The following is a 17634-nucleotide window of genomic DNA, read 5'->3' as shown; positions in this document are numbered from 1 at the left end:
CGAACGCCTGAATTTCACCGCCTGATGCGGTGGCGATCGTCACGTGCCAGTAAAGGTGCATCCGGTTGCCCTGATGTTTTACAGACTGGATTATCGATCTAGAAAGGTAAGGCATTCCTGAGGAACCCATCCATTTTCCCCAGAAGGCTTCTCAGCCCAGTACCAGCCGTTAAGCGCGTGCGTCACTACCACCGACTCACCGGGAAGGACGGTTAACTCCTGTGCCCTATAGTCTTCCAGACAGACAACCTCATTTGGGCTCAGTGGCAAAAAGTATTGCTCTGGCGCCCAGCCCGCTTTGCCATCGGGCAGCGTGATCCATATCCATCCTCGCCATTCAAGATCGCAGTGGCTCACCACGGCGATCTCGTCAGCCTTAATCGTAATCGGTTCGGGGAATGCCGACCTGTATTCATCGGTGACCACGGCCTGGGTTCTCATGATTTTTTCTCCTGCCATCTTACGAACAGCTTTAACAGACAGCTAAATCGGGTTTACCGGGCGGCGTGCCAGCAGCGCGTCTACATCACCGACACCATCCCCGCATTGTTGCCGACCTTGTAGGGCAGATCGCCTTCACCCGGCCGTCCTTTCAGGAGAATACCGCTTCACAGGTCATCGCACCCCGTCACAAATCAACGCACCATAAAGCGTCTCCGCCTCGGCTAACCTACTCAGCAGGCAATATTCATCGGTCTGGTGCGCCATCGATGGCTCGCCGGGGCCCAGAATAATGCAGGGCGGATTGCCCAGCGCAGGCAACAGCAGCGACGCATCGGTGAAGTAGGGCACAATGCGCGGCACCAGCGGCGCATCATGCAATGGCTGGCATCGTTGATAAACCGCCTGAATCCATGCGTGATCGCCTTCACTGAGCACTGCGGGCAGGTCCACCAGCGTAGATATCGTCACACTTTCGCCCAGTAAGGTGCTGAGCTGCTGACGGATGGTGGCGTGCTGAAGATTGGGCGCGCTACGAATATCCACGTCAAACTGCGTGCGGTCAGGCACGGAGTTAATGTTCAGGCCGCCTGTGATGCGCCCGACGTTGATCGTGGGCTGTTTCATCAGCGGGTGCGGCGCGCCGGGGGAAAAATGCTGAATTTTACCCAGCGCATCGGCCGCCAGGTAGATCGCATTGATGCCCAGCTCCGGCATCGCGCCGTGCGCGGTTTTACCGCGTGTTTCACAGCGCAGCCACAGTGCGCCTTTGTGGCCGATAACCGGATAGTTCGCGGTGGGTTCGCCAACGATCAGCGCGCCCACCTCGGGCAGTTCAGCGGTATCGATCAGCGCCCGCGCGCCGTCGCAGCCGGTTTCCTCACCGCCGGTAATCAGCAGCACCACGCCCGGCCCCTGGCGAATGGCCTGCTGGTGCGTAACGCAGGCCACGGCAAAGGCGGCAACGGCCGCTTTCATATCGCTCGATCCCCGGCCATAGAGCCGATCGTCGACGATCTCGCCAAAGGGACTGTGCTGCCAGTCGGCGTTACCGAGCGGCACCGTATCCAGATGGCCGGTAAAGGCCAGCGCAGGTCCGGCCTGCTCGCCGCTAAGGCGGGCTATCAGGTTATGGCGTCCTTCGCCGAAGGATGACAGCGTGACCTCGAAGCCGTTTTCCTCCAGCCAGCCGGCAAAAAATATCATGCAGGCGGCTTCGTTACCTGGTGGATTGAGGGTATCAAAGCGGATCAGCTGTAACGCCAGATCCGCCGTGCGGGTAAGGGCCATCAGTGACGAACCGTTAACCAGTCAAGACAGTTGATCCACAGCTGGCGATAACCCTGCCACTGGGCAAATTCCTGCGGCAACCAGTGGGCAGACATATCGCTGGTCCACACCAGCGAGCGGCCCTGCTGATATTCGCGCACCGCCAGCAACGGATGCGCGGTGCCGGCAATGGTTGCCAGCAGTTTGCCTTCAGGGTGCATTTCCACTTCGTTATAGCCCAGTAACCACGGCCATTCGTCGGGCATGTCGGTAAACAGCGCGTGGGATTCGGTGACGCTCGGATAAGAGCCTTCGGGCGTTTCGATGCGGTCGTCCCAGGCCAGGCAGCGTACCGGCAGCACTTTCTCGACCGCCGTGTTGCGATAGCGCGCGCCGCCGTTGATGCCCTGAAAACTGAAGTAGCCGCCGATCATCATCAAGGCACCGCCCGCCGCCACATAGTCGTGGATCAGCATCAGACGGTTCGCTGTGCGCTGGCTCTTCAGCCAGGTATCCGGATGCAGCAGTAACGTGTTCGCGCCGATATCCGACAGAATGATCGCGTCCCACGCTTGCAGCCCGGCCAGCGTCAGCGGAAATTCGGTCGCCGCCGCGTGCGCGGGCATATAGGTGATGGCATAGTCGCTGTCAGCCAGCGCCGCCATAAAGTCGGTTGCCCCATTGTGCCAGGTGGCGGTGGCAAACTGATCGAAGCCTTTAACGTGAACGGACGTGCTGGTCCAGGATTCCCCGACCAGTAAAATTTTCTTCTGCATTACGGTTCTCCCTTACCCACCAAAAACGCGCTGTGGGTTAGCAATCAGTAAGGTTTCAAGTTGTTCGCCGCTGACGCCGTGGCGTTTCAGGCGCGGAACAAAATGTTTAAGGATGTAGCCATAGCCGTGGCCGCCGTAGCGGGTCAGCATGGTTTTCAGGAACACGTCCTGGGACAGCAAAATCTGCTCAATAAAGCCGTCATCGATCAGTTCGCGGATGGCGCGGGCGTTCTCTTCGTCGGACGGTGACTGCGCGGACTCGTCGGCGTAGTAATAGCTCATGCCGATCATGTCGTATTCCAGAAATGCACCGCGCTGGGCCAGTTCACGCTGATAGCGCTTGTCGGCAAAGCTGGGGTTCATGTGGCACAGCACCACGTGGCGCAGATCGGCCCCTTCGTGTTCAAGAATATCCAGCACCTTGTGCCCCAGCCGCTCCCAGCCGGGCAGATGCACCTCAATCGGCACCCGGGTTGCTGCACTGGCCCGGCCCGCCGCCCGCAGGGATTTTTCCTCGCTGGCGGTAAAGCGGCTGGACACGCCGATCTCACCGATCAACCCGGCTAGTACCTCGGGTTTTTCTTCCCGGCCGCCCAGGTCGTAAATCAGCTTGTCAGCTAACGCCTCGACGCTAATCGTTTTCACCCATTCCGGATGCGAAGGCTCCAGGTACAGGCCGGTGCTCATGATGATGTTCAGCCCGGTCAGGCGGGCGATGCGCTGCAATGCCTTGGGATCCCGCCCGATGCCGATATTGGTAGGATCGACAACCGTGTCACCGCCGAGAGCACGGAACTTCATCAGCTCCTCAATCGCCAGATCCACATCGAACAGCTGACAATTATCGCGGCTGATTAACGGGTTAAGCGACAGTTCGCCCAGGTTTTCCATACTCACCGGCATTTCCGCTAAATGGCGATCGCCACAGCAGCAGGGCGGCACCCACTTGCCGGACGCATCCAGCAGAATGTGTTCATGCATCAGCGTCACGCCCATCTCACTGACCGGCAGCGGCCCCAGCACCGTCATGACATAGCCGCTGTTAATGCCGAGCGGTAGGGGATCCGGATGCCGAAAAATAGAGTGTTTCATTGGCTATCCTTTTGCCGCCGCGCGGGTCGGGTTGAGAATGCGGGTATTCAGCCAGATCGCCAGCAAAATAATCGTACCTGTCGCGATCTGCGTGTAAAAAGGAGAGATATGCGACAAAATCAGGCCGTTCTGAATAATGGCAATCGACAGCGCGCCCAGCAATGTACCGATGATGGTGCCGAAGCCGCCAAACAGGCTGGTACTGCCCAGCACCACCGCCGCAATCACCTGTAACTCAAAGCCTTCGCCCTGGTTAGAGGAGCCGCTGCCCAGACGGGCGGTGATAATCATGCCCGCCAGCGCGGCAGCCATGCCGCTGATGATATAGACCTTCATGGTCACGGCTTTGGTGTTAATCCCGCTGCGGCGCGCACCTTCGGCATTCGCGCCAATCGCGGTGACATAGCGGCCAAAACGCATATGATTAAGCACGATATGGCCGACAATCAGCACCACAATGCCGATCAGCGCCGGCATCGGCACGCCCAGCACTTTCGCGCGCCCCATAAAGGCAAACAGGCTGTCGGCAGGAATGGGAATGGAATAGCCCTGGGTAATCAGCAGCGCGACCCCGCGCACCACGGCTAAGGTGGCAAGCGTGACGATAAAGGCCGGAATGCCCTCATAGGCGATAAAGAAGCCGTTGATCGCGCCCACCAGCGCGCCCAGCAGCAGGCCGCCCAGCAACACCACCGGCCAGGGCAGCCCCCAGTTGTTCAGCGCAATAGCCGACAGCGCACCGACCAGCGCCAGCGTCGATCCCACCGAAAGATCGATCCCGCCCGTGGTGATCACCAGGGTCATCGCCGTGGCGACGATCAGCAGAGGCGCGCTCTGGCGAATGATATTGAGCCAGTTAGCACTGCTGAGAAAGTTGCCGGTGATCAACGAAAACACCACGCAACAGAACACAAAGAACAGCGCGATGCTGACCACGCCAGAGTGATTGTGCAGCAGGCGACGCGGCAACGAGTGTTGGGCCATACGGGAACCGCTCAGATTCATAATAGTCATCCTGTTACCTCGCTCAGTGCGTCGCCGCAGAGCGGGCGACAAATTTTTCGCCCACGATCAAATTCACAATTTCGCCCAGATCGGTGTCCGCCACCCGGCGGTCTGCCACGTTGGTGCCTTCGTACATCACCATGATGCGATCGCAGACCAGGAACAGATCCTGCAGGCGATGGGTAATCAGGATCACGCTGACGCCGCGCGCCGATACCCGACGAATCAGCTCCAGCACCGCTTCCACCTCGGCCACGGCCAGCGCGGCGGTGGGCTCATCCATGATCAGCACTTTGGGATCGAAGGCGGCCGCGCGTGCAATGGCAATCGCCTGACGCTGTCCACCGGACAGATTGCGCACCAGCAAACGCGTATCAGGAATGGAAATGCCCAGGCCTTTCAGCATTTCGCGCGCATCAGCGTGCATTTTCTCTTCATCAAGAAACGGAATGCCGAGGATCGATTTCATCGGCTCGCGCCCCATAAACAGGTTGCCCGCCACATCCACGGTGTCGCACAGCGACAGGTCCTGATAAACCATTTCGATATGGCAGCGGCGAGAATCCGCCGGATTGTTGAACTGCTGCTCTTCACCGTCAATGCGGATCGTGCCGCTGGTGGGCACCACCGCGCCAGACAGCACTTTGGTCAGCGTGGACTTGCCCGCGCCGTTATCGCCCACCAGGCCCAGCACTTCGCCGGGCGCCAGCTGTAAGTTCACGCCGCGCAGGGAACGTATCGCGCCGTAGGTTTTGGTTATATTCACCATCTCTACCCGTGCCGGGGCAGTTTGTGATTGCTGCATTCGATAACTCCCATCACCACTAACGGGAAAAGCTGAACAGAGATAAAAAAACTTTATCGTGCACGGTTTACGCCCTTGTAAACCGGTTTACCTGCCAGATAAAGCCCTCATACATAATCTCTGAACAACCGCTGTAACGATATTTTCTTGCCAGATACGTCATTGCAGCATCCGTGCCAGCCTGCAACACAGGCAGTACACATCCGGTTTAACACGTTGTTTTTAAACACGTTTAAATGTTAATTTTTGGTAAACCGGTTTACTAACTATAACGCGAAGAAATTAAAAAGCGCGTTATTTGCGCTAAAGTTGTGCACTTTTGCGCCATTTTGGGACGCTGTTAACACATTCGTATCGAATCGCGCGCCACCCATTCCACCGCAAGGCGGGTTTCAGGGGGAATATCGGGCTCGTTATTCAGGATGCGCAGCATAATGTGAACCGCCGTGCGGCCCAGTTCCCGGGCGGGCTGGCGGATGGTGGAAATGCGGGGTTGGGTAAAATCGGCATAGGTGGCGTCGTCAAATCCCACCAGCGACAGCGCCTCGGGAGCCTGTAACCCGCGTGCGCGCAGGCCATCCAGCAAGCCCAGCACCAGATAGTCACTGGCGGCAAACACGGCGGTTGGGCGGTGCGGCCGGCTGAACAGGTGTTGAAGCGCCTGTTCGCCAAACTCACGCTGGTATTCGCCGTACATCACCCATTCAGGCGGCACGGTCAGGCCCGCCTGCGCCATGGCGGTGCAGAAGCCCTGATAGCGTTCGCGCACGCTCATCAGCTCATCCGGCCCGCCAACAAACGCGATATGACGATGACCGGCGGCGATCAGCTTTTCGGTAGCAATGCGCCCGCCCTGCACGTTATCGGCGAACACCTTTGGCACTCTGCTGCCGGGAATATCTTCATCCAGCAGCACAATACGCTGGTGACGGTTAATTTCCTTACGCAGCAGCCCGTTATCCGGGTGGTTGGTGGTAAACAGCAAACCATCCACCTGGCAGGTATCCAGCCAGCGGATAAACTGGCTTTCTTTGCCGGGATGGTTGCGGGTGATGCAGAGCACAAGGCTGTAGCCACAGGCCGAAGCGGCTTCTTCCGCCGCGTCCGCCAGTTCGGCGAAGAAAGGGTTAGTAATATCGGGCAGGACCAGTCCTAAGGTTTCACTGCCGCCTTTGCTCAGGCGGCGCGCCAGGCTGTTGCCGCGATAATCCAGCTGGCGAATGGCGGCTTCAATGCGGTCGATGGTGTCCTGCGGCAGCATAATGCTTTGATTCATATAGCGGGATACGGTCGCTTTTGACAGCCCGGCCAGCGTCGCTACGTCGGATAACAGCACCCGTTTTTTAATCATATCCACAGCCATCTTGCCCAGAATCGGCTATCTGTAACACAGTTACGCGCGCCGGATACAGTATTTTTGCGCTGCCCCTGGCGATAAAATAATCGCTTGACAAAATCTGAGCGGAAGAGAATGGTAGAGACAGTTTACCGCATTACCCGGGAGTCACTCCCACACCGGCTTAGCCCGTTTCAGGTGTTCACCATAATGGACAGTGAGCAGAAACGCGGTTATTCAGGTTCAGGCTGAATAAGCCATTCACACGATATTTGCCCGCCAACAATAATCCCTCTGCATTTCGATGCGGAGATCGACTGGTTATCGCACATTCCCGACGAGGAATTTTAAGATGATGGCATTTAACACCAGAAAACTGCGTTCTGTTGCGCTGGCAACGGGCTTACTGGCAGCGGGTTCGTTTTTTACTTTGGCTCATGCAGCACCAACTTATGCGCTGGTACAGATCAACCAGCAGGCCCTGTTCTTTAATCAGATGAATCAGGGTGCGCAGGAGGCAGCGAAAGCCAGCGGTAAAAATTTAGTGATCTTCAACGCCAACGATAATCCCGTATCGCAAAACGACGCGATCGAAAATTATATTCAGCAGGGCGTGAAGGGCATTATGGTGGACGCGATTGACGTCAACGGCATTATGCCTGCGATTAAAGAAGCGGCCGCCGCCAAAATACCGGTGATTGCGATTGATGCGGTATTACCGGCGGGCCCACAGGCGGCGCAGGTGGGCGTGGATAACCTGGAAGGCGGTAAGATTATCGGCAAATATTTTGTCGATTACGTGGCGAAAAATATGGGCGGCAAAGCGCGGCTGGGCATTGTGGGCGCGCTGAACTCAGCCGTGCAAAACCAGCGTCAGAAAGGCTTTGAAGACACCATTAAGAGCAATCCTGGCATTACCGTCGCGGACGTGGTGGATGGCCAGAACGTGCAGGACACCGCGATGACGGCAGCAGAGAACCTGATCACCGGCAACCCGGACCTGACGGCCATCTATGCCACTGGTGAACCGGCGTTACTGGGCGCGATTGCGGCCGTAGAGAACCAGGGGCGGCAGAAAGACATCAAGGTGTTCGGCTGGGATCTGACGTCAAAGGCGATCACCGGTATCGATAACGGTTATGTCACCGCCGTCCTGCAGCAGGATCCGAAAAAAATGGGTGAAGAGGCGGTCAAAGCCCTGAACGCGGTGACGTCCGGCAAAACCGTGTCGAAAACCATTCTGGTACCGGCGACGGTCGTCACCAAAGCCAACGTGGACAGCTACCGCGCGATGTTTAAGTAACGCCTGACTCGCCGCCTGCACTCAGCAGTGCGGCGAGTTCGTTGACGGAGGGGAAGGCACTCAGCGTGCCGCGACGGCTCACCGTGATGGCGGCGGCCTGACTGGCGTGAGTAAGTGCTAACTTATCAATCTGAACCTGGCGCCTGAGTGCCGACGCCAGCATGACGGCAAGAAAGGTATCGCCCGCGCCGGTGGTATCCAGCGCCTCGACGGGCGTGGCAGGGCAAAACTCGCGGCGGTCGCCCTGAATCAGCCAGGCACCCGCGCTACCGTGAGTAACCACTAACGTTTTAACCGCTTCAGGATGCAACTGCCGGGCTTCGTGCTGATTCACCACGGCAATATCCACCAGCGGCCAGCAGGCACTGAACCCGGCATGGACCGGCGAAGGGTTAAAGACGGTGATCAGGCCACGCGACTTCGCCAGCTGGAACAGCGCATGGGTTTTCTCCGGCGAGAAGTTGCCCTGCTGCACCAGGACATCGCCAGCGCGTGCCGCGGCCAGATGTGCACTGATGATATCAATGCTCAACGCATCGGCTGCCCCGGTGCTGGTAATAATGGCGTTGTCGCCGTCGGCGCTGTTGAGAATAAGCGAGGTATCGCTAAAGGGATGAACCGGTTCAGCGGGCATAAAATAAAGCGGCTCCAGAGTGAGCTGCTGGCGAAGAGTTATTCCATTGCTGTCTTTGCCCGTCGCGGCAATTAAATGGGTTTCTATGCCGCAGCGGGATAACAGAATCGCCTGATTCGCGCCTTTACCGCCGATATCCTGCGAAACTTTATTTCCATGAACCGATGCGCCTTTTAAAGGAATATCGGCAATGCTCCAGGTTTCATCGACAGTGATATTTCCGGCCACATAAACACGCATAGTGTTTCCCTGAACAGGATAAAGACAAGATGGTTGCTATATCAGCAGAAAAAAATGATGCAATACAAGCGATATTTTCCCGCCCCAAAGCGGTCATTGGCGTGATTCACTGTGACCCGTTTCCCGGCTCGCCTAAATACCGGGGGAAATCAGTCAAGGCGATAACAGAGCGTGCCCTGCGCGATGCGGAAAATTATATTTGCGGCGGCGTTCATGGCCTGATTATTGAAAACCACGGCGATATTCCGTTTTCAAAACCCGAGGATATTGGCCCGGAAACGTCGGCCCTGATGGCGGTTATCACGGAAAAAGTGCGCGAACGGTTTGGCGTGCCGCTGGGCATTAACGTGCTGGCGAACGCGGCGCTGCCGGCCTTTGCCACCGCGCTGGCGGGCGGGGCGGATTTTATCCGCGTCAACCAGTGGGCGAATGCTTACATCGCCAATGAAGGCTTTATTGAAGGGGCCGCCGCCAAAGCGTTGCGCTACCGCAGCCAGCTGCGTGCCGAACATATTCGGGTGTTTGCCGACAGCCATGTTAAACACGGCAGCCATGCGATAGTGGCCGACCGCTCCATTCAGGAACTGACGCGCGACGTTGACTTCTTTGACGCGGACGCCGTGATCGCCACCGGGCAGCGTACCGGCGACAGCGCCACCCTGGACGAAATCGACGAGATCCGCGCCGCCACCGCCTTACCGCTGCTGGTGGGGTCGGGCGTCACGCCTACCAATGTCTGCCAGATCCTGGGCCGCACCCAGGGCGTGATTGTCGCCAGCGCGCTCAAGGTGGACGGCGTCTGGTGGAACGATGTGGATCTGGAAAGGGTTAAACACTTTATGGCCGTGGCGCAGGCGGCGCTGGATAAGGCCTAGCCGCTGTTTAGCGTCAGCCACAGGCAACAAAAAACCCCGCGGGTGAGGCGAGGTTTTTTGTTTACGTAAGCACGGTTACGTGCGGTGCACATCCTGCATTATCAACCTAATCAGCCTGTTACAGGCAGCGGAAAGGGTCGCAGGCTGTAAGTGCTCCTGACCACAGGAGCCAGCGTATGAGATGGATAGAAATCGCTCGCGTATTTCTTAAGCTCATGGTTGCACTACTGCAACTGCTTGAAATTATCGTGAACTCCTTCAGGTAAATCACGTTCAGGCCGCACCTGAGGGAGGTGATATTCACCTCCCTTTAATCACAGGGTTCGAAAAAGCAGAACGGTTACGTCAGGCCAGCCAGCCTTTCACCACCGGCAGCACCGCCGGAATCTGCGACAGCAGGTAGAGAATCAGGCCGATGGTGCCGCCCACCAGCGTGCCGTTGATGCGGATAAACTGCAGGTCCTTACCGATATTCAGCTCGATCTGCTGCGACATATCGCGCGCATCCCAGCTTTTCACCGTGTCGCTGATATGGCGCGTCAGGAACGCCGCGAATTCTGGCGCGACGCTGCGGGCGGCGTCTTCCAGATGCTGATTCATGGAGCTACGCAGTCCTTCATCGGCGGCCAGGGTTTCGCCCAGCCACAGGGCCGCCTGACGGACCTTGTCCTGCACTTTTGACGCCTCGCTGTTGAGATCCGCTTTCAGCCAGTCGCGCAGATCGCCCCACAGCTCGCCAATATAGCGGTTCAGCGTGGGATCGTCTTTCAGCCAGCCTTTGATCACCTCGGCGCGCTCGGCCATCTCGGGATCGTTTTTCAGCTTTTCGATCAGGCGATCCACCGCGCGATTAAAGCCCAGCCGCAGCTCGTGGCCCTGATCCAGCGCCACGTCATCCAGCAGGGAATCCACCGCGTTGGCAACCAGCTCTGCGCTGTGCTCTCCCAGCCATTCTGTCGGCAACATTTTGGCCTTGATGGGGTGCTCGCGCTTCAGCCAGCGCACCAGCTGGCTGGCGATAAATTCCCGGGTGCTGGGCTTATGCAGCAGCCGCAGCAACTGCTCGACCGCCGCATCCAGCAGTTCCTGATGTCGGTTATTTTTGGTCAGGCTTTCCAGCATCAGCGCGCCGCTCTGGCTGAGATCCACCTTGTCGATCGCCTTATGCACCGCGCGGCGCATGAAGTGCTGGATGCGCGCGTCATCGGTCAGATCGAGAAAGCCGCGCATGACCTGTAGCAGGTGGCGACCGATCCGATCGGCATTGCCGGGCGCGCTCAGCCAGGTGGCCAGCATCTGCGAGGGATCGTGACGGCGGATCAGATTCAGCATCGAATCGGTATCCAGAAACTTTTCCTGCACAAAGCGGCCCAGATTCTCCCCGATGCGATCTTTATTGCGCGGGATGATCGCCGTATGACGGGCAATAAACGGCACCGGTACGCGGCGAAACAGCGCCACCACCGCAAACCAGTCAGCCAGCGCGCCGACCATCGCGGCTTCGGCGATGGCTTTGATGCCGCTGACGTAAAAGTTGGGCGGCAGAAACAGGGTAACCACAAAGGTAGCGGCAGCCAGCAGCAGCAGCGACAGCGCCAGACGTTTGGTCCGTTTTAGTTCACGTTGTTTATCCATGTCCTGATCTTAGCAGCTTGCCTGATGATTAAGTATAAAATGCCGGTTTGCGCCCGTGTTACCCCGATCAGAATGGGGCTTGTTTAACGCAGTAAATTTGCGACAAAGTAGATGAGTAGTGAGATGAATCACACCAAAGTTTATCCCCAGGATAACGGCTTTCGTGAATCAGGTGCCCGGCATTAGAAACAGGATTCAATGCACGAAACGGATCAGGGTTAAATCACGGGTTAACCGGCGGCGGGCAGCCGAAACGAATCAGGTCTCCAGCAGCGCACTGACGCTGGGAAGTGAGGTACATTGTCGACAAAAAAAAGGACTATAATCCCATTTATCGCTACCTAATAGGAATAAATTCCCATTATGATGTCAGACGTTGAATGCCGATTCCTGTAGGGCTTGCTCGGCCCGGCCAATGCCTAAGCCCTTAGCAACATGTCGCCACGACTTCACCGCGCTCAGCACCTCATCGTAGATTTTCGTTGCGTCACTCTGTGACAGCCTGAAGAAATCTTTTACCTCAAAAGCGAGTCGGTAATCGAGCGCGTTGTCTGAATCATTAATATTGAGATGAAGCCCTTGCTTGCCGACAATCGGGTTTACGTCATAAGCCGGTGATAACGTCCAACCCTGCCGTGTGAGCAAAAAACCGTGATTGCGCAGATGGTCGTCAGTATTCGATACGGCAATATTCAACACGATTCTGCGCCATAGCTGGGCTAAATCGGCTTTTGTTTGCGCGCCCTGAGTGGAGAGAAATTCGGCGATTTCTAAATAACTGGCCCCCTGCGACTGCTCACCATCATAGTAGTGAAGCTGTGTCATTGCCGATGAAAAATGAATCCGCTTTTCACCCTCGCGATCGAAGCGGCGAGTTAAAAAGGTATGGTGTGTTGATGAAAACCGCCTGATTTCGGCAGGAGACATATTAACGCCAGCCGCGATGGCCAACTGATGGCACACCATCTCCCATGCACCGATGTCACAGGTGTCTGTGGTATTGGGAAACTTGGCGATCCACAGCTGGTTATTCTCATCGGCCACACAGGCCTTTGGCCTTGCTCCGCCTAATGATGACCCCGGTGAAATCAGCATTTTCAACCAGGCGTAATATTCATCACTATCAATATTTTCATCTTTTTCAATCTGTAGGGCGGCATACTCTAATTCTCGCAGCGCCGCGATTGGCGGGGCGGCAAAATCACTGTTGTTATCCAGAAAATCATCGCATCCTGATTTCCTGAATCGAATACCGCCCATTCGATAAGCATCATGTACGCCCAGAAGATAATCCAGCTCAGTCAGTCGACTATTCGCCCGCATGCCCTTACGCGCTTCAATCGCTGCGCGACGCTGCATCAAAATACGCCCCCAGCGATCGGGTGACGAATCGAGAAAAGCGCGGAAGTTTTTATTTGCTTCGTCGTTGTAGAGTTCCCCTGAGTGAAGCGTCAGCATAGGATCGATTTGCAAACGGTGGGGAGAGGTTAAAAATGTGTTGTCATATGAAAAGCTGAATACACCGCCACGACTGGAATCACTGTAAGAAAGGTGGCCCAGCAATAAAGGTTTCTCTATGGGTTGCCAGTCTGCATAGACCTCAATGCTTTCACGACTCATTTTGAACCTTCCAGCAGTTTAATGTTTTGCAGCTTAATACCGACCTCATCGTGAGCCGCCATTTCTGCAAAATTGTTTTCCATTCCCAGCACGGCCATGATTTTTAAATAGGTGCCAATGGCAACGCCCGGATCGCCTGCGAAGGCCTTGTTTATCGTCTTATGATCAAAACCGGTTCGCTCGCATAGCAATTTTTTAGTGAAGCCACGGCGTTTCATCGCCAATAGCAAATCCTCACCAAAGTGCATGAGGATTTTGCGTTGCCTGGGAAACAACACATTGTGCAAATCTCGTTTTGCCATCAACCTATCATCCGGGACTAAATTCCCAATTTTGGTTCAATGATGGGAATATAGTCCCTTTTTTGAAGTTGTACAATCAATCTTCGTTTTGACCCTTTCAACGCGAATTCGCATAATTTATGCCTCTGAGCGGGTAGCGAGAACATCACCCCAACCTGATTTCTGTACGTAAAAGCGCAGAACTGTCATAGAAATGTCAGTTCAGCGTATATCGTTAAGCTCATTATCAATGCGGAGCGCAGGGGGAAAAAGCGAGCGTGGCAGTGGATAGCCTGGCCATTACCGTTTCATGATGGCGATAGCCACGGGGATGCATGTCAGACATGGTGAAAGTATGCGACATTTCTGATCGTTAACGCCCTGCAAAATTGCTATTGGTTATCCTCGCAGCAGCGCACCCATAGCACGCTTTATCCGGCGCTTGTCACTCAGATTTAGCGCACGACTGGCGCATGTCGTGGAAAATTTGTTAAGAAAGTGGATGTTCTTGAGTGGCTTATTTGCATTAATTGTTCAATTTACTCTGGGCTCAACCGCAATGCACTGTGCGGTATCTCAATTTGTTGACGCACCCTATCCATGGAACCAGACCAGGAGAATTCACGTGAAAGCAATCGCAACGGCAACCGCAAGTCTGTTGATGTTAATGAGTGGCGTATCCGCGCAGGCGGAAGGGCTGACCACCTCGCAAGATGGTAAAAACCTGACCGTCAGCTTCGGGCAGCCCACCATTAAGCAGGTGCTGCATTACCGTAAAATGTACGACAAAAAACCCTTCCCCGATGCCGAAATTTATTACTACGACAACGGCACCTATAAAATCATCTCGCAGGGCGAAAACCACTACGGCGTTTACGTGATGCAGGGTAAGTTTGATGATGAGACCTTCACGGTGCGCTTTATCTCGCTGCCTTCCACCGACTGGGGCAACAAAACCGCCTTCCATCAGCTGACCTTTGTGCGCGGCGACAAGCAGAACGTGTTTATTCAGAACGCGATTGTTGATACCGGCGAGGCGATTGCCCAGCAAAACGGCACCTACACCCAGGAAAAGAACACCGTCACCAATCCGGTGTCCACCAGCTGGAAACACAAGTAGCGTTGAGGTGGCAGCCCGGCTGCCACCGTATTTTACCGACGACGTCCGCCAAACAGGCTGCCCAGCACGCCGCGAACGATCTGGTTAGTAATCTGACGCCCCGCGCTTTTTGCCATGGTTTGCACCACGCCATCCCGCTTGCCGCCGCGCGGACCGGTGCTGCCAAACAGAATGTCTTTTAATCCCCCCAGAATGCCGTCATCCACTGCCACCGCATTGCCTTTGGCTTCGGGCGCATTGGCCTTGTCACTGGCGGCCTGCACGCCCTGTTGCAGACGTTCGTAAGCCGATTCCCGATCAACTTCTGTGTCGTACTTGCCCGACAGCGGAGAATGGTTGATCAGCCCGTTGCGCTCGTCCGTGTTCACCGGCCCCATGCGCGAGCCGGGTGCAATCACCATCGCCCGCTCCACTACCGACGGGCTGCCTTTGGCATCCAGAAAGGAGATCAGAGCTTCGCCGGTGCCCAGCGCCTGTATCGCCTCCACGGTCGTAAACGCCGGATTGGCGCGCAGGGTTTCGGCGGCGGTTTTCACGGCTTTCTGATCGCGCGGGGTAAAGGCGCGTAGCGCATGTTGCACCCGGTTGCCCAGCTGGCCCAGCACGCTGTCGGGAATGTCCGCCGGATTCTGCGTCACAAACCAAATCCCTACGCCTTTGGAGCGGATCAGGCGGATTACCTGCTCAATCTTCTCCAGCAGCACCGGCGGCGCCTCGTTAAACAGCAGGTGCGCCTCATCAAAGAAGAACACCAGCTTCGGTTTATCCAGATCGCCCGCTTCCGGCAGGTGTTCATACAGCTCTGACAGCATCCACAGCAGGCTGGTCGCGTAAAGTTTGGGCATCTGATACAGCTTCTCGGCCGACAGGATGTTAATAACGCCTTTGCCGTTACTGTCAACGCGCATCCAGTCGCTAATCTCCAGCATCGGCTCGCCAAAGAAGTGCTCTGCGCCTTGCTCCTCCAGCGCCAGCAGTCCGCGCTGGATCGCGCCTACTGAGGCGCTGTTAATGTTGCCGTACTGCGTCTGAAAGCTTTTCGCGTTATCGCCGATGTACTGCGTCATGGCGCGCAGATCTTTAAAATCCAGCAGCAGCAGGCCCTGATCGTCGGCAATGCGGAAGATGATTTGCAGCACGCCGCTCTGCACCTCGTTCAGGTTCAGCAGCCGCGCCAGCATCAGCGGCCCCAGATCCGACACCGTCGCACGCACCGGATGGCCTTTCTCACCGAAAATATCCCACAGCACCACCGGGCTGCTGGTTGGCTGCCAGTCGGTCACACCGATGTTGGCCAGCCGCGCCTGCAGCTTTTCGCTGCTCTGGCCTGCCATCGCCACGCCGGTTAAATCGCCTTTCACATCCGCCATAAACACCGGCACGCCGATGGCAGAGAAGGATTCCGCCAGCTTTTGCAGCGTCACGGTTTTGCCCGTGCCGGTGGCACCGGTGATCAAGCCGTGTCGGTTTGCCATCTGCGGCAGCAGGTGCAGTTGAACGTCAGGGGTTTGGGCGATAAGCAGGGGAGCGGTCATAGCGCGGCACTCATAAACAGTCAGTCATGCGTTAAGCATAGCCAGCGGGGCGGCAGACGTGAGTGAATATTGCGTGCTGCCGCCCTGAAATTTACTTCTCCACCTCTTCAAAATTCAGCAGCGTGACGCCAATCCCCTGTTGCGCGTGCGTCACGTTCTTGCGCAGCGCCACCTGCACCTCGCCCTGCAGCATCACCACGTAAGGCGAGTTCTGCTGAAGCTGCTGTTGCAGCGAGACGTAATCGGCCCGGCGTTTGGCGGCATCGCTTTCTCCGGCGGCTTTGCGCGTCAGGGCGCTCAGCTCCGGAATATCCCAGCCTACGCGCCAGGCCAAGGTTTTGCTGCCGTTTGGCACGTTATAAGCGAAGGTGCTGGCGTTGGTATTGGGATCGATGTAGTCCGCGCCCCAGTAGGTAAAGATGGATTCAAAGTTGCGGCTGCGCATCTTGCTCCACAGCTCGGATTCCGCCACCGGCTGAATATCCAGATTTACATCCGCCTTCGCAAAGCTCGACTGCAGCGCCTGGGCAATATCGATATAAGGCGGCTGATTCACCACCGACAGCGCGATATGCGCGCCGGGCTTAATACCGCCTTTGGCTAAAATCGCTTTGGCCTTCTCGACATCATAGTGGAACGGTTTGGTCTCCAGCGCGCCGTCAAAGCCCTGGGGCAGGAAGCTCTGGTGTACGCGATATTGCCCCTTCAGCAGCTGATTCGCCAGGCTGTCGTAGTCCACCAGCCAGCGCGCGGCCTGCCATAAGGCCGGGTTGCCCAGCGCAGGCTGCTGCGTACTTTTTGTGTTAAAGCCGAGATAGTAGATCAGGCTGGAGGGAAAGGCGGCAATGTGCACGTTGGGATCGCTTTTCAGCGAGGCAAGCTGATCCGGCCCCAGCTGGTACGCCGCATCCACATCACCCTGCTGGATCAGCAGCCGACGGGTGCCCGGATCGGCCACGCCTTTCAGCAGCACCCGTTTCAGGTGCGCTTTCTGGGTGCTGTTGGGATTGGCCTCCAGCACCAGCGCCTGCAGGGGCACGAACTGCTTGATTGCGTAGGCCGCGCTGCCCGCCGAGTGGGTTTTCAGCCAGCCATTGCCGAAGTCGTTATTGGCGGCATGTGACTGCGCCAGCTTGCTGTCAACGATGGAGGAGACCGGCGCGGTCAACAGGCGCAGGGCCAGATCCTGCCCGATCTCTGCCGGCCAGCGCAGCTCCAGCTGATGATCGTTGATGACGCTGAACTGCTGATCGATGTTCTCCGGCGTCCAGCCAAATTCCCCGAGGATAAACGAGGGCGCTTTGTTCAGCTTCACCGCGCGGGTAAAGGAGAACACCACGTCCTGCGCCGTTAACGGATTGCCGCTGGCAAAACGCGCCTGCGGATTCAGGTCAAATACCAGGCTGTGCGGGGTTTTGCCCGCCTGCCAGCGTAGGGCTGCCAGCGGGGCCAGCTTCTGCGGATCGTTATGATCCGGCTCCAGTAACGTCTGATAGATATTACGCAGGCTGCTGTTGCTGACGGTTTCAAAGCTTTCTGCCGGATCGAAACTGATAATGCCATCCAGCGGCACGGCGACCACAAACGTATCTTTCGGCGTTGCCGCGTGGGCGGCAGAGGAGAGAGCAAGGGCGGTAAGCAGGAGCAGCGGTTTGCGCATAGCGGTT

General features: G+C 56.7%; 16 protein-coding genes. 3 read left to right on the top strand and 13 right to left on the bottom strand.

Annotated features, from left to right (window positions below; translation table 11 throughout):
• Window positions 1–90 precede the first annotated feature (90 nt).
• The 7 genes from P9J57_RS18235 to P9J57_RS18205 all read right to left on the bottom strand — a co-directional run bounded on the left by P9J57_RS18235 (window position 91) and on the right by P9J57_RS18205 (window position 6751).
• Entirely contained in the window at window positions 91–441 is a 351-nt protein-coding gene (locus P9J57_RS18235; protein ID WP_275233919.1) for an SH3 domain-containing protein, read from the bottom strand.
• 174 nt (window positions 442–615) lie between these two features.
• Window positions 616–1731 carry a M20 family metallopeptidase gene (locus P9J57_RS18230; RefSeq protein ID WP_483279338.1) on the bottom strand — a complete coding sequence of 372 codons (1116 nt, stop codon included), beginning with the start codon at window positions 1729–1731 and terminating at the stop codon, window positions 616–618.
• Window positions 1731–2486 carry a glutamine amidotransferase gene (locus P9J57_RS18225; RefSeq protein WP_158150548.1) on the bottom strand — a complete coding sequence of 252 codons (756 nt, stop codon included), beginning with the start codon at window positions 2484–2486 and terminating at the stop codon, window positions 1731–1733. Before P9J57_RS18225 ends, P9J57_RS18230 begins: the two co-directional genes overlap by 1 nt.
• Window positions 2487–2498: 12 nt before the next feature.
• Window positions 2499–3578, bottom strand: a complete 1080-nt coding sequence (locus tag P9J57_RS18220) for a phosphotriesterase family protein (protein WP_013024400.1) — start codon at window positions 3576–3578, stop codon at window positions 2499–2501.
• A gap of 3 nt (window positions 3579–3581) precedes the next feature.
• Entirely contained in the window at window positions 3582–4583 is a 1002-nt protein-coding gene (locus P9J57_RS18215) for an ABC transporter permease (RefSeq protein ID WP_026021094.1), read from the bottom strand.
• Between the two features lie 22 nt (window positions 4584–4605).
• Window positions 4606–5352 carry an ATP-binding cassette domain-containing protein gene (locus P9J57_RS18210; protein ID WP_028715983.1) on the bottom strand — a complete coding sequence of 249 codons (747 nt, stop codon included), beginning with the start codon at window positions 5350–5352 and terminating at the stop codon, window positions 4606–4608.
• 376 nt (window positions 5353–5728) lie between these two features.
• Window positions 5729–6751 carry a LacI family DNA-binding transcriptional regulator gene (locus P9J57_RS18205; protein WP_028715984.1) on the bottom strand — a complete coding sequence of 341 codons (1023 nt, stop codon included), beginning with the start codon at window positions 6749–6751 and terminating at the stop codon, window positions 5729–5731.
• Window positions 6752–7076: 325 nt separating this feature from the next.
• Between P9J57_RS18205 and P9J57_RS18200 the strand changes: the two genes are divergently transcribed.
• Window positions 7077–8027 (top strand): ABC transporter substrate-binding protein, encoded by a 951-nt coding sequence (locus P9J57_RS18200; protein ID WP_014606714.1) that lies wholly within the window; start codon window positions 7077–7079, stop codon window positions 8025–8027.
• On the opposite strand, the gene P9J57_RS18195 is transcribed toward P9J57_RS18200, so the two are convergent.
• Window positions 8020–8901, bottom strand: a complete 882-nt coding sequence (locus P9J57_RS18195; RefSeq protein ID WP_028715986.1) for a ribokinase — start codon at window positions 8899–8901, stop codon at window positions 8020–8022. The genes P9J57_RS18200 and P9J57_RS18195 overlap by 8 nt on opposite strands.
• A gap of 29 nt (window positions 8902–8930) precedes the next feature.
• Between P9J57_RS18195 and P9J57_RS18190 the strand changes: the two genes are divergently transcribed.
• Complete coding sequence (locus P9J57_RS18190; protein ID WP_028715987.1) at window positions 8931–9776, top strand: BtpA/SgcQ family protein; 846 nt, start codon at window positions 8931–8933, stop codon at window positions 9774–9776.
• A 345-nt stretch (window positions 9777–10121) separates the two neighbouring features.
• On the opposite strand, the gene P9J57_RS18185 is transcribed toward P9J57_RS18190, so the two are convergent.
• The 3 genes from P9J57_RS18185 to P9J57_RS18175 all read right to left on the bottom strand — a co-directional run bounded on the left by P9J57_RS18185 (window position 10122) and on the right by P9J57_RS18175 (window position 13333).
• A complete protein-coding gene (locus P9J57_RS18185) occupies window positions 10122–11411 on the bottom strand; it encodes a DUF445 domain-containing protein (RefSeq protein WP_013024407.1) in 1290 nt (429 codons plus the stop codon).
• Window positions 11412–11780: 369 nt separating this feature from the next.
• Window positions 11781–13031, bottom strand: a complete 1251-nt coding sequence (locus P9J57_RS18180) for a type II toxin-antitoxin system HipA family toxin (RefSeq protein ID WP_028715988.1) — start codon at window positions 13029–13031, stop codon at window positions 11781–11783.
• A complete protein-coding gene (locus P9J57_RS18175; protein WP_014606711.1) occupies window positions 13028–13333 on the bottom strand; it encodes a helix-turn-helix domain-containing protein in 306 nt (101 codons plus the stop codon). The genes P9J57_RS18180 and P9J57_RS18175 overlap by 4 nt, the downstream gene beginning before the upstream one ends.
• A 604-nt stretch (window positions 13334–13937) precedes the next feature.
• Between P9J57_RS18175 and P9J57_RS18170 the strand changes: the two genes are divergently transcribed.
• Entirely contained in the window at window positions 13938–14432 is a 495-nt protein-coding gene (locus P9J57_RS18170) for a hypothetical protein (RefSeq protein ID WP_014606710.1), read from the top strand.
• A 32-nt stretch (window positions 14433–14464) separates the two neighbouring features.
• On the opposite strand, the gene P9J57_RS18165 is transcribed toward P9J57_RS18170, so the two are convergent.
• Window positions 14465–15967, bottom strand: coding sequence for a helicase HerA-like C-terminal domain-containing protein (locus P9J57_RS18165; RefSeq protein ID WP_013024409.1), 1503 nt, complete (start codon window positions 15965–15967; stop codon window positions 14465–14467).
• Between the two features lie 91 nt (window positions 15968–16058).
• Window positions 16059–17627, bottom strand: a complete 1569-nt coding sequence (locus P9J57_RS18160) for an ABC transporter substrate-binding protein (protein WP_064373059.1) — start codon at window positions 17625–17627, stop codon at window positions 16059–16061.
• Window positions 17628–17634 lie beyond the last annotated feature (7 nt).

The sequence above is a fragment of the Pantoea sp. nfd-35 genome, from assembly GCF_056892255.1.
Note: the sequence above shows the minus strand (reverse complement) of the source record. Positions and strands in the feature narration are given on the sequence as shown.